The 12799-nt window shown below is 37.2% G+C and carries 11 protein-coding genes and 1 pseudogene; 4 read left to right on the forward strand and 8 right to left on the reverse strand.

Annotation, left to right across the window (positions count from 1 at the left end; all coding sequences use genetic code 11):
• Positions 1–1292 precede the first annotated feature (1292 nt).
• Positions 1293–1784, forward strand: coding sequence for a hypothetical protein (locus ACYU87_RS27065; protein WP_461137133.1), 492 nt, complete (start codon positions 1293–1295; stop codon positions 1782–1784).
• Positions 1785–1789: 5 nt separating this feature from the next.
• On the opposite strand, the gene ACYU87_RS27070 is transcribed toward ACYU87_RS27065, so the two are convergent.
• Genes ACYU87_RS27070 through ACYU87_RS27080 form a run of 3 tightly spaced genes read right to left on the reverse strand, consistent with a single transcriptional unit; the run spans position 1790 to position 3266 of the window.
• Complete coding sequence (locus ACYU87_RS27070; RefSeq protein WP_461137134.1) at positions 1790–2068, reverse strand: type II toxin-antitoxin system RelE family toxin; 279 nt, start codon at positions 2066–2068, stop codon at positions 1790–1792.
• A complete protein-coding gene (locus ACYU87_RS27075; RefSeq protein ID WP_012931454.1) occupies positions 2058–2267 on the reverse strand; it encodes a hypothetical protein in 210 nt (69 codons plus the stop codon). Before ACYU87_RS27075 ends, ACYU87_RS27070 begins: the two co-directional genes overlap by 11 nt.
• 45 nt (positions 2268–2312) lie before the next feature.
• Positions 2313–3266: a RepB family plasmid replication initiator protein gene (locus ACYU87_RS27080; RefSeq protein ID WP_461137135.1), complete on the reverse strand. Its 954-nt coding sequence runs from the start codon at positions 3264–3266 to the stop codon at positions 2313–2315.
• A 765-nt stretch (positions 3267–4031) separates the two neighbouring features.
• Here ACYU87_RS27080 and ACYU87_RS27085 point away from each other — a divergent pair.
• The 3 genes from ACYU87_RS27085 to ACYU87_RS27095 are packed head-to-tail and all read left to right on the forward strand — an operon-like array spanning position 4032 to position 6204.
• Positions 4032–4493 (forward strand): BfmA/BtgA family mobilization protein, encoded by a 462-nt coding sequence (locus ACYU87_RS27085; protein ID WP_461137136.1) that lies wholly within the window; start codon positions 4032–4034, stop codon positions 4491–4493.
• Positions 4490–5515, forward strand: coding sequence for a DUF5712 family protein (locus ACYU87_RS27090; protein ID WP_461137137.1), 1026 nt, complete (start codon positions 4490–4492; stop codon positions 5513–5515). The genes ACYU87_RS27085 and ACYU87_RS27090 overlap by 4 nt, the downstream gene beginning before the upstream one ends.
• Positions 5512–6204, forward strand: coding sequence for a hypothetical protein (locus ACYU87_RS27095; protein ID WP_461137138.1), 693 nt, complete (start codon positions 5512–5514; stop codon positions 6202–6204). The genes ACYU87_RS27090 and ACYU87_RS27095 overlap by 4 nt, the downstream gene beginning before the upstream one ends.
• Positions 6205–6418: 214 nt before the next feature.
• Here the strand turns inward: ACYU87_RS27095 and ACYU87_RS27100 are convergent, their stop codons facing one another.
• The 5 genes and pseudogenes from ACYU87_RS27100 to ACYU87_RS27120 form a co-directional block, all read right to left on the reverse strand.
• Positions 6419–6766, reverse strand: a complete 348-nt coding sequence (locus ACYU87_RS27100; RefSeq protein ID WP_461137139.1) for a hypothetical protein — start codon at positions 6764–6766, stop codon at positions 6419–6421.
• Between the two features lie 513 nt (positions 6767–7279).
• Positions 7280–9655 (reverse strand): ABC transporter permease, encoded by a 2376-nt coding sequence (locus ACYU87_RS27105; protein ID WP_461137140.1) that lies wholly within the window; start codon positions 9653–9655, stop codon positions 7280–7282.
• Positions 9656–9748: 93 nt separating this feature from the next.
• Complete coding sequence (locus ACYU87_RS27110; RefSeq protein ID WP_461137141.1) at positions 9749–10126, reverse strand: DUF1573 domain-containing protein; 378 nt, start codon at positions 10124–10126, stop codon at positions 9749–9751.
• A gap of 78 nt (positions 10127–10204) precedes the next feature.
• Positions 10205–11179, reverse strand: a pseudogene (locus ACYU87_RS27115) (6-bladed beta-propeller); the annotation flags it as partial.
• A 667-nt stretch (positions 11180–11846) separates the two neighbouring features.
• Complete coding sequence (locus tag ACYU87_RS27120; RefSeq protein ID WP_461137142.1) at positions 11847–12098, reverse strand: helix-turn-helix transcriptional regulator; 252 nt, start codon at positions 12096–12098, stop codon at positions 11847–11849.
• Between the last annotated feature and the right edge of the window lie 701 nt (positions 12099–12799).

A 12799-nucleotide genomic window follows, 5' to 3' on the forward strand; every position in this document is an offset into this window, starting at 1 on the left:
AGTCGGGTTTAGATGGTCATAACGTCTTTTTAATGCCTAAGAGCATCAAATGTGATTGCTTCTAGACGTACCTAAATAGCAAAATTATTTGCTCTCTAAAATGAACGCTAAAAAGTATATATTTTTTATTAACTTACTGATTTATAACTAGTTAATTGCCTTTAGTAGTGGATATATTCCAACTGTGTTAGCTACCCCAATATTCAGTAGACCTACTTTTTGACTATATTTTTTGAGTTATTTCAAGCATTTTAACCACTAACAACCTATAATTCAGAAAGATGTGACTTTTCGAACTTTAACTACTGAAATCCGTTGAGCCGATTAAACCAGCCAAGTGGAGGATTTTATACGAAATGGCAAATACATTCAAATTCTTCGATACTTCACTTCTGAAAGGCTTCAGGTCGAGGAAACATAATAGCTGCACACAGATTAAACCTTGGTTGTCGGTTGTTTTGTTTCCGAAAAGACTAGCTCAAGTAGTTGCTTGCCCCTTGTTTGTGAATTAATATGTAACAAATGGTTATTTTAATGGCTATTAAACTCCCAATAATATTCAAATTATTGGGAGTTTTGAAAAATAAACGTCTTTACTGTCATAATAAGTTAACAGAGTACGCTTTATAGTTAAAATTATATTAGACTATATCTACTTACTAAGTATTTTTACTGTTGGAGAAAGTACGATGAAAGCGCTCTTATACGTACCGGTTGGTCCAATCAGTGATTTAAAATAGAATAATACCAGCTTAAATTGAGTATATTCCGTATTTTTTAGCACTTTGTATATTACAAAGATTTTCTTTACATAAACTTAGTTGGCAGTCCGAGGTACTGAACAAGAAACCCAGCGTGTCATCGAGAAAGCCGTTAAACAAACAGGTAAGATGTTAGGTCAATTTCTCAATGATGAATTACGGGAGGCTGCCCTTCATCTCAGGTTGTTTTTGCATAATGGGAGAATTTATAGGTAAGCAACCACAAATTTCTATGTACGTTGATTATCAGAAAATTAGCATAGTAAATACCATTTATAAATTCCTTTTTAACAAGATAAATTACCCCTTTTTGGACAGATTGGGCCTTTTCTAAGCTGATTTCAAATACACTTTCTTATGAAGTAATAATTATCAGCAATCAGACCATTTGAACTATGAAACCCGTTATTTACTATGTAAATTCGCCTGTTTAGCTGAAGAATTCCATTTTGCGCTGACAAAACATAGGTTTTGTATAGGCCTGTAAAATACTCTAACTATGTGTCTGACAAGACGTCTGACATAACTGTTATGAACCAAATCAATACAAATACAAAACCGGATTTGCAGCAGTATTCTATAAAAAAGATAATGACAGAAACGGAGTTAAGTCAGCAGCTTGCACAAACAGTGTTAACAGAACCAGAGTTACATGAGCACTTCACAGAACCGGTACTGACAGAACTGGAGTTAAGTCAGACAAAACCCGGAACAGGAAAAAATAAAGGTGGACGTCCTCGTAAAGCTCCCGATGTAACACCTTGGACAGTTAGGGGTGTGGATCTGGAAACACGAACGGCCATAGAAAAGGCTGCAACACGAACGGGTAAGACTATTGGTCAGTACATGAATGAAGATCTACGCCAATATGCTCAGGAACAGCTAAAAAAAGGGAATCAGCCACCCATGAAACAAGAAGACTTACGTACTGAATTGGATGATATCAAAGGCATGATTGCTCAACTTGCCGACCGAATACCAGTTCAGGAAAAAAGGGGGTTCTTCCAACGGTTATTTGGTTAGCGTTTCTATTCATAAACATCTTTACGATGGGCTATCTTCATAATGAAGATGGTTATCTGCTCATTTTCTATCGTGTAGATAACACGGTAATCGCCCACTCTAATCCGGTAGTAATCATTTTGGTTGCTGCTTGGCATATCGAAGTTCTTCAATTTCTTATAACCATGTGGTTTTGGCTCTTCGGCTAGATCCTCTATTTTTTCGAATATCCGGTCTTGCATCTTGGCCGGAATACGTTTTAACTCCTTGGCCGCCGACTCGGTAACAACAATCTTATAAGTCACGACTTGCCAAGATTTCGTTTTTTACGTCTTCAAAAGGGCGCGTAGGCTCACTACGTCGCTCTACAGCATCAAGGGTGTCCATTAAGTCTTCTACAATCTCCTGAACAGCTAAATTGGTCAAATCTAGCTGCAAAGCCGTTTTTTCCCCTTTACTGTTAGTGACGTAACTAATGCCTTGACGAATTGCAGTTGCGTTCATTTGCTTATTCTTTGGTTGGTTAAATAACAACTTCACTACGCTTTTTTACTTCTTATCAAGACCAAATTCTTTCTGAAGAATTGAGCGAATATAGCCAGGCTTATTTTTGGTCTTATCAAGCTTTCCCGAAGTTTGCAGCTCATCCGCCCGATCGGCGAATAGCTTGACGTTTTCGTGCGTTTTAAGGGCTTCTAAGGCCTGATCTAGTAATGGTGAATCTTTCCCGAAGATTTGCCCTAAAAAGCGCATGACAAAGATGACATCCTCATTCTTGGCCCTTTCCTGAGCTACTTCTTTCTTCTTGGTATGTATTTTAAAAACCCATCCCTTTACAGATCCGCCACGGCCACGACCTCCTCTCTCCTCACTGTAAGTGAAATACAAATCACTTATGCCATCCTCATACATGCCCATTAGTTCGGATTGAGCTACCTCAATGACATCTCTCTTTAATTGGCCAACTGGAAGCTTGATACATAGTACTTCTTTCAAGCTATCGGGATTATACTCAAACCGGCCGACTGATCGCCATTGACAGCACCACTCGTAAAAACGCTGAGAAAACTTACTAGTCAAAGTCATCACTACCGTAGCATCAAGTACAGTAAACCGCTTCGTAAGTTCATAGAGATAGGGTAGAACGTATTTTGAGATAGAAACCTCCAGTCCTTTTCCCTTTATATATTGGCCTCCATTGACAAATCCAGTCTCTATCCATCCTCCATCAGGAGCATCGATAGAGAAATCTTTCTTACGTAGGCTAACAACTGCTTTTCTATAATCTCTATATCGATGGTCATGCTCGTCAGACTTCTTAAGCTGACTTTCAGGAATAAATAATATTAGTTCCCTTTTGAAAAAATCGTCGTTGATTCCATTTTGGACGGTTTTCATGACTTCAATAAGCGATAAATAGATTAATCGCTTCTCTGTAGTGGTATAGTCATATCTAGCACCTGTAATAGCATTGGTTTGCTTGAATGTCTCTAGCTGCGTCATTCTTTCTTTTTATGCGTAATTTTAAATGAAATTCACAAAATAAGCAACTAAAATAACCATGGTTCCGCCAATCACGCATAAAACACCCCTATAAGCTCCGCCAATTACGCATAAAACTCCGCCAATCACGCATAAAACACCCCTATAACTTACTAAAAATCAATTAGTTACGGAGCCGTAAAGTTTGCAAAAGTAATATTTGCTAAAGTGCAAATGCAAAAAAGACCGCTTTTGAGAGGTAAAAAGGGGCAAAAAACTAAACTTATCCACAATCAAAAAAGCAGCAACTAGACTAGCTAAAGCGAATGGGAAAAAAGAAGGCAAAAACTAAAAAACGCACTAGGGCCGCGAAACTATAAATTTAGTTAAACGTTCCACGATTTGTATTATTCTAATAGTAACTCAAAGCTTACTTTAGTAAAGGCTGGCGAAAATAAAAGACACTGCCCTATTCTATTCCCTTTCCAATACCTAAACCAATACCCATTCAATTACCTGAGCTGACGAAGATGTAATTTGGTGGTTTGCTGTATCTTGTTTAGCTTCCTACTACGAAGCTTTTCCATCCGGCGCGCGTATCGTGGTACGGTCTTGTAAGAGAGCGAGACGGAACGCTATTCCGCTACGCTCCATACCGTTCGTCTCGCTCTACGAGGTTGATAGTCAGATATTTACTATCTGTATAGGTTAATAAAAACCGTTATTTTTGTATACTAATACTGTAACTAACTGATTATCAATAATAAAAAGAGTAAAATTTTCCGTATGAACGAACGTAAAAGTTTATCTGTCAGTCTAGGAACGCACCGACAATTAGAGAAGTTAGGTGATCAATTAGGGTTATCTCACAAAGACTTAGTGGCTACCATGCTCCAATTTTTCGCGGTCACTAAGCTTGATCCCCGCTATCCCAAAGCGGATGCGCCGGATATCGTCTTGAAGAAACTAACCGATAAAGTGGATGCCTTAGATAAACGCTTTATTGGATTTATCCGAGAGCAGGAGAAGACACTCTTAAAACCTATGCAGGCCGATGTACAAGCCCTGCGGCAGACATCGGAAGGGGGGCTAACCCCGGCGCAGCTAGAAGAGCAGTTGACCGGCGTAGTCGAAGCGGTGCAAACCCTACTGCGGCTATCCTTCCGTACCGCTTTGGTGGATAACGCCCTCAGGAGCGAGTACAAGCAACAGGCCGATCAACTCATTGCCCAGCAGAACGACCTATGATGACCAAGATACCGTCAGGAGGGGTAGGCTTATCGAACCGCAGCGGTTCCTGCGGAGGCCTAGTGGCTTATCTGGAAAAGGAGCAGTTAGGTCACTGGTTTGGCCGGGAAGCCGAGCAAGTACCTGGCTATCAGGTAACCACTGAGCTGGATGCCAACAAGCGAAATTTAGGCCGGGCCGATGACAAGTACTATCAGATTGTCCTAGCCCCATCCAAATCGGAACTGGCTCATATTGGCTCCGATCCGGAGGCCCTTAAAGCCTTCACTCGTTCCGCTATGGAGGCCTACGCCCAAAATTTTGGAAAGGGGATAGAAAGTCGTGATCTGGTGTGGTATGCCAAGATTGAGCACAGCCGCAGTTACGACTACACCGACCGCGCGGTTCAATTGGGCGAGCAGGCCAAAGGGGGGCCAAAGATGGGCGATCAGACCCACATCCATGTGATTGTGAGTCGTACCGAGAACCTAAAGACCTACCGGCAGGATCTAGCCGATGGGCTACATGATCGGAAAAACCCCTACCACTTGAGTCCGCTGACCAATCATAAAGGGACGACCAAAGGAGTGGTCCTAGGTGGGTTTGAACGCAACGGCTTTAGTCAGCGGGTCGAGCAACGCTTTGATCAGAGTTTTGGCTATGACCGGGGGTTGACCGAATCGTTCCGGTATCTGCACGGGATGAAATACGGGGACGAAGGACTCAAAGCGGAATTGAGTCAGGCGGCTGCTCTGGAGCGCAGCCAACAACGGGAGCAGGCCTTAGGCTTAGCCATGGCCAGTCAAAGTAGGCAGGCCGAGTTGCAGGCGGGTTTAGGGCAAGCCTACCAACAAGCCGACGCCCGGACGTTGAGCCAGGCGCTGGATCAGGCCGAGCAACTCCGTCAGCAATTGGCTCAGCAGCGCCAGCAGGAAGCCGCGCGTCAGCTTGAATTAGAACGGGCCGAAAGCCTGAAACGAGAGCAGCAGATAGAACAAGGTATCCAACGAAGTCCCCGTCAGGACCGGGGTATGCACCTATGAACGAGAACCGATTTCTAAAGAACCTGAATCAGAAACCTACGTCGAGTACGCCTATCCCCACAGACGGTAGTCCCGCACAGGCACCGCAACCAGCCGCCCCTAATGGGTACGATCCAATTCAGCGATTAGTGGATGAGTTAAGCCGCCAGAACACCGCTATTGAAGGGTTAAATAAACGGTTTGATCGGTGGGAAAAACTGCCCCGAGGTGCCAGCCAAGCCGAGTTGGATGCGTTGATGCAGGCTGCCCGGCAGGGCATTGATTTCAAACTGGACAGTAAAGCGACGGCTGCGTTGATGCTACCTGAGCTGACCCAGGGTATGCCCACCCTAAACAACCTGAAAACCGCCACCGATGAAGGGGTAAACGAGATACGGGCTGTAGGACTGGCTACAGCGGAGCGCATTGAGCAGGCCAGTACTACGGCGGCTAATCGAATCGAGTGGGCCAGCCGCAGCAAGGCTAATGCGTGGGCAAATCGGATTGGCTTTACCAGTTGGCAGTCCGCTCTGGTGGTGTTTGGGCTACTGGTGGTGATTGGGGGCGGTGTGGCCTTGTACGAGCAGTCGTATCAACATGAGATTCAGGCGATGCGCATCCAGGACAATGCCACCAAAGAGTTTGCGGGTTGGATTCAGGAGAAGTACCCCGAAGTATGGAAAGCCTACTTGAGAAAAGTGAACCCTTAGTGTAGTCAAGCCCATAAACAGCGGGAAAAAAAAGGAATAAAATGGATCTTGTATATGGCCTTTTCTGCCCTTGAGTAAATTGTACTATTTTAAGGGTTGTTATATAAGTAATCTTATGTTATGTGAAATAACTAAGATTACTCACCGTATAGGAGCCATGAAAACAGACTAAATTATCCACGAGAAAGGGTAAACAAGAGCCCAGATTGCCCAGCTATGACCGGCTAATTTCGACAAAATAAACTCCCACTTCTCCAGTTAAAGTTTTATAGTAAATTGCTGCTTTCTGCTTCTTTATTGATTCACTACGTGGAGCTACAACGTTTCCCCAGTTATAGACTATTTTGGTAATAGTGATTGGACCGTTAATTGGCTGTGTGTTCGATGATGAGAGCATCTTGGTTAGTTCTTCTACTGAATTAGCAATGCGTATGCCTTTTGGCGATATAAGCGTTATATCTAATTGAGTAATTACCTCATCTTCTTGAAAACCATTTGAATGACATCCGATCAAGATGTTACAAACGATGCAAAACGCAACATTAAAAATTAATATTTTCATAATACACCTAGCTAATTGTGAGTAATTTACGTAAATCATATTTAGCAGATCTCTATTGCTATACAAGTGCATTCAATCAAGACTTAGTCAAATTTAAGAATCTGCTTTTGATCGAGTGTAACTGTTTTGGATAGAGTTCAATCCGCCTAAAAATGCTCGCTGTCGTTATAAACTTCAGTGCTTGTTGAAACCTGTATGTAATGTAGTAATTTCTTGGTTCAAAAGATACTTAAAAATTGGACAAAAAACGCTCAATCTATTCAACGTCACAATGCTGTATATGTTGGTATTCATCACTTTCCGTCTAGATGTACTCTTAAACAATCTGAGTCGGATTGCATAGCTTTATGTAAAGAAAATATCTTCTTGTTGGCGAACCAACATTGTAAATCTAAATGATAAATTCAGACCTGTTATTGTTTAGATTTATAATAAATTTTTGCCATCGGGTCAGGATAAAACATAGGTAAATAATAACACAATTAATTTATAAAATCGTTCTAGTTAAGATACTTATTCTGAGCGTAAAATATTAACTGGATTCGATAATGCAGTTTTTAATACTTGGTAACCAATTGTTAGCAAACTAATAAGTAAGCTGAGTAGACCTCCAGTAATAAATAACCACCAGTTTATGTCTACTCGGTAGACGAAGTTCTCTAGCCATTGATTGATTAAATAATAAGCACATGGGATGGCTATTAGAACAGAAAGAATTACCAAAATTAGAAATTCTTTAGACAACAAGGAAAAAATATCGAATACACTGGCCCCCATTATTTTTCTAATACTTATTTCTTTAGATCGCGTTTGGCCAATAAACATCATTAGGCCAAATAAACCCAGACAAGACAACAAAATTGCTACAGCTGTAAAAAATTGAACTATATAAACAATTCTATTCTGTGGTGTAAAAGCTTTCTGAAAATCATTATCCAAAAACGAATATTGAAATGGAGATTCAGAATCATATTTGTGGTAAACTTTTTCTAGCATAACAACCATATCACTTACAGATTGATACCGATTAAGTCGAACTTGCATATATCGAAATTCATTGGAAAGTAATACGGATTTTTTAACTAAGAATAACATCGGCTGAGTTTCCGCTTGTGGACTAATCAAGTTAAAATCTTTTACAATGCCTGCTATCTCTCCATACTCTTGTCCCCCCTCATTTAATAGGCGCTGGCCAATAATATTGCTATCAGTGTACCCCAGCTTCTTAACCGCCATTTCGTTAAGCGTAACGTAAAATCCCTGGTTATTCTCCGGGGCATTTTTATTTGGAATTAGATGCCACTTAAGGCCAATATTTGATGCAAAATCTGCATCTGCTTGCAGCACCACCAGGGCCGTTAACTCGCCAGAAGATTGAACTCGGAACTTACTCAGGCCATAGGTTTTAAAAAACGGGGTGTCTGACAAACTCACATGTTCAATTCCGTTTTGACTAACGACAGTTTTTTTAAAGTCATCACTTTTTTGGGCAATCTTTTGGCTTAAATTAATGATTAAAAGATTTCCTTTGTTAAAGCCAAGGTCCCTATCTTTCATATGTTTGATTTGCTTATGCATTAGCAAACTGCACAAAATGAGTATTGAGGAGACACAGAATTGAAAAACAATGATGATACTTCGAACTTTTTTTCCCTGACTTCTATCAATATATTTTCCTTTGAGAACCTTAATCGGAGAAAATTTCGATAGGATCAGCGCCGGATATAGTCCAGATAGGAATGTGCTAATGACAAATAATCCAATTAGTGCAACTATGAAAACTTTGTTAACTAATAAAGAGAAATCAATAGTAAACCCAAAAAAGGTATTAAAAGGCCCCCTTAGAAACAATGTTAAGCCAATACCTGCTAGAAAAGCAAGAAAACTAATTAGCGTAGATTCTAAAAAAAACTGTTTAACAATGCTAAATTGGCTAGCACCTATAGTTTTTCTAACACCAATTTCTTTTGCTCGCAACGTAGCACGTGCTGTGACTAGATTAATATAATTAAATAAAGCAAGAAAAAGAATAATCAGTGCAGTTACAGACAGGGTGGATAGGAATTTTAAGCTTGATTTTTCATTGAAGGTGTAGCTGCTTCTAAGTTGTAATTCAAGTAAAGGTTCAAGTTCGTAATAATCACTTTCATTGTAATTTAGCGGTGCAATTAATTTATTAGCTACTTTGATATTTCTTACGAGTTTAGAAAGAGATTCTTTCTTACTAACTAATATAAAAGTTTCAAAATTTGGTAAGTTATCAAAGGAAAATCGATTAATTTTCTCAAATGTATCAAGCGATGAAACAAAGTCGAATATAATACTAGAATTAGTTGGGATATTTTTGAAAACACCGACTATTTCGAATAGTTGTTGGCCATTATAACTTATGTTTTTTCCGATCGGGTCTTTTTTCCCGAAATATTTTTCAGCCATTTTCTCTGAAATAACTACTGTATAAGGCTTTTTTAATATACTTATTACATTTCCATAAATAAGCGGAAACGAAAAAAGGGAAAATAAAGAAGGATCGGCAAAAATAAACCTTTTCTCTTCGTTAATTAATGTTGGATTCTGTGGATTTTTAATAATTGTTGACCATTCTCTATAAATTCTTGTATAATTTTTAATTTCTGGATTCTCCTGAACCAGTTGTTTGGCTAATTTGGAAGAGAAACCAGGATAAGAATTTTGCTGGTTTCTGCTTATTATACGGTATATATTTTCTTTATTTGTATGAAATCTATCATAACTCCACTCATGAAATATAATCTGAAAAATGATAATAGAAATGGCAATTCCAATAGACATACCAGCAATGCTGATAAGCGAAAAAAATTTCTCTTTCCACAGATTTCTAAAAGCTACAATCAAGTAGTTTCTAAACATAAAATAAGCGTTTCTTTATAATTTTCTAATGGTACATTCAATTATAATTGAATGTACCATTAGAAAATTATAAATACAAATTGGGAAATTTATTTATAACACTTTTTTACCTCGAAGAATTAATACATTAGGAGAATTTTTAGCATTGCTATAAACTGTGATAATACTTTGATAAGAGCCTGGAAAACTATCGCTATTGTAAACTTTTATTTTTAAAATATTATCAGGCTCAATATTATCTGTGCTATAAGACATCTTTGTACATGTACAATCTGCATTTACTTCCTTGATCTTAATATTACTATTCCCAGTATTTTTCAAGTAAAAAGTTATAGTCTTAATATTTTTAACATTGTGTGTTCCAATATCTATATTGTTTTCCAAGACTTTTATTCTGCCAGTGCTTTTACAAGAAAATGTGAAAACAAAAAAAGCAGAAGAATAGACAATATTGTTTATATATTTTCTCATTTAATAATTGTAAGATTTATAGTAGATATCCTTATATATAGATAAAATACTGAAAAAGTAAATAAAAATTTTAAAAATTTATAGTCGATTATTGGCTTGATATTTAACAATTATTGGGTTATCAGAATCTTTCATTTTTATTAATTCATTAGTTAATTTGGGATATCTCACAGCTAAATATTTGCTGATAGAGGCATTATTGTTTTCGAAAAAATTTTGTGAAGAAATAAATCCTATACAATAATCATTTTCGTAACCTACTGGTTTAGAGATAATTGATGTTACTGAGTTTTTTGACGATGTGTAAAGGATTTTACTTTTCCTATTGAATATGCAATATTTAATATCACCTTTTGAGACGTATTTAAAAAATAAATCTCCTTTAGTTTCAATAATAGGTTTTTCTATGTATGTATAGTTTTTTAATTGAGTGAGTACTTTGCTGAGGTTTGTTTTAATGTAGTCAGGGCATTTACCACTACCAAATTCAAACTTGTATTTCAATGAAACTTTATTGTTACTTACAGAAAAAACAGAATCACTAAGTGGTGAACTATATAACATACTGTTGGATTTTTCTATAAACCCACTAAAGTCAAATGTAGGCATGTTGTTATCTCCAAAAGGGAAATACCTTTTTCTTACTTGTAAAGTGCTATCAACAATTAATAGATTGCTGGATTCCTGACTTTGATTAAAATTAGTAAAGAAAGCCAAAGAATCTTTTGATAGTATGTCTACCTCTGAGGCATAAAAATCTAATTGCTTACTTTTTATATATTTCCCATGTATGTCATAAATAATTAATTGGCGACTATTGTTCGAAAGAACATAAATATTGTTATCATTAATAAAAAAATCATCAATACTTAAATATTCACCTGTATTTTGACCGATACGTCCGACATTATCTAAGAAAGTACCATTTGAAGTGAAAATTTTAAGAGATGAGAATTTTTTGTCCATAATGAAGTATTTGTTATAGGCAAATATAATCTTAGATATATCAGATAAATATGACTTTTTATTTGTTTCCAATTTTATAAAAGATAGAAATTGTAAATTGTCATTCTGTAGTTCTGAAGTTCTGAAGTTCTATTTAGATCTATATTGCTTTCTAAAAATCTCGTTTCCGTTGAAGCATAATTGTTTTCTTTACTACATGAAGAAAATATAATACAAAAAAATAAAAGGATAAAATATCTTATAGTGAATTTTTTGATATATATGCCACTCATATTAATTATACAGTTTTAGGAAATGAGATATGTTTTTTGGTTATTATTATTTTATAGATTGAATCTATGTTAGTATCTAGATACTAGCACAGATTCAAAAAATTTCCGAGTTTAGAATCTTGGTATATGAAGTTGTCGATATATAACATAAAAAGAGATCGAGTCCCGTAAATGTTACGGGACTCGATCTCTTTTTATGTTATCATGGAGGTGGGGGACAAGAATTCTCTATACACTCATCTGTTCCAGCTGTGCAATGACATCCGTAAGAAACTATTTTGGTACCAACTACGCAAGCTAATACATTTGGCTTACCCTTACTGCCAGCATATGCCTTATTGATAGTGGCAATAACAACTAATGCTACGCAGCATATAGCTATTATAAAAGGGTAAAACTTAAAAATGTTATTTTTCATAAATTTAAAAAATTTAAGTTTACACAAATTTTCTTTTTGTAAAGGAAAAAAAAATATATTAGTTTTAAATGGGTAACTTTACCCATTTTTTAAGTTCAGACATGTTTTTGACTGCAAATTGCGTAAATGCATGAAATCCAACTAAGTTATATTTTAGTCGTATATTTTCTCTGTGCCGGTTAACAGTTCTGGGACTACAACATAGTTTATCAGATATTTGTAGTACTGTCAACCCCTCAGAACTTAGGAGTAGAACTTTAGCTTCACACAAGCTGACAAAATGATCTTCTATTAATATTCGGTTAGTGTTTTTCACAGTAAAAATGAATTGTGTACAAATGGTTGAATTGGATGGATATTAAAAACTTGTATCGTTCATGTTTCTTCGTGGGTCTGTAACAGCGATACCGGTATAACTAACATATTTTGAGTGTATCTCTTAGATTACTGAATAGAACGTGACATCGAAGAGCGTAAACTTACATCGCAAAACAGCTTTGGTTAACTGACGTAGCTGGCTCATGCTAAAAAACGGGTGAGTCGTATATAGTAGCTGGTAGTTTGTCGGTTGGTCTTGTCTAAAAGCGCACCTAAGCGGTTATGAACAATATTCATGTTGCCGCTGCTACTGGTGAGTTGGGTCTGAGTGTTTAGTAATAAGGTTTTGATGATGTCTCGGCTGAAGGGAGCCACATGGAGTATAAGTTTTTGAGAAGTAACAAGCTATAGTTGGGGTAGCTAACACGTTCAAGGTATAGCCGCCACGTTCAGCTTATAAAAGACTATTAGTCAATTAGTTATAATAATTTCACTTCTTAGTAGGGTTGCTACTTTGATAAGTAGCGTATAATCTTTAGAAAAAGTGTGAATTTGTGTCGCTGACCGCTGTAAGTCGGGTTTAGATGGTCATAACGTCTTTTTAATGCCTAAGAGCATCAAATGTGATTGCTTCTAGACGTACCTAAATAGCAAAATTATTTGCTCTCTAAAATGAACGCTAAAAAGTATATATTTTTT

The sequence above is a fragment of the Spirosoma lituiforme genome, assembly GCF_054776635.1.

What these genes read in the sequence shown, in the direction of transcription:
- ACYU87_RS27065 (WP_461137133.1), top strand. Translation starts at nt 1,293, where the DNA reads ATGAACCAAATCAATACAAATACAAAACCGGATTTGCAGCAGTATTCT.
- ACYU87_RS27075 (WP_012931454.1), bottom strand. Translation starts at nt 2,267, where the DNA reads ATGAACGCAACTGCAATTCGTCAAGGCATTAGTTACGTCACTAACAGT.
- ACYU87_RS27080 (WP_461137135.1), bottom strand. Translation starts at nt 3,266, where the DNA reads ATGACGCAGCTAGAGACATTCAAGCAAACCAATGCTATTACAGGTGCT.
- ACYU87_RS27085 (WP_461137136.1), top strand. Translation starts at nt 4,032, where the DNA reads ATGAACGAACGTAAAAGTTTATCTGTCAGTCTAGGAACGCACCGACAA.
- ACYU87_RS27090 (WP_461137137.1), top strand. Translation starts at nt 4,490, where the DNA reads ATGATGACCAAGATACCGTCAGGAGGGGTAGGCTTATCGAACCGCAGC.
- ACYU87_RS27095 (WP_461137138.1), top strand. Translation starts at nt 5,512, where the DNA reads ATGAACGAGAACCGATTTCTAAAGAACCTGAATCAGAAACCTACGTCG.
- ACYU87_RS27100 (WP_461137139.1), bottom strand. Translation starts at nt 6,766, where the DNA reads ATGAAAATATTAATTTTTAATGTTGCGTTTTGCATCGTTTGTAACATC.
- ACYU87_RS27105 (WP_461137140.1), bottom strand. Translation starts at nt 9,655, where the DNA reads ATGTTTAGAAACTACTTGATTGTAGCTTTTAGAAATCTGTGGAAAGAG.
- ACYU87_RS27110 (WP_461137141.1), bottom strand. Translation starts at nt 10,126, where the DNA reads ATGAGAAAATATATAAACAATATTGTCTATTCTTCTGCTTTTTTTGTT.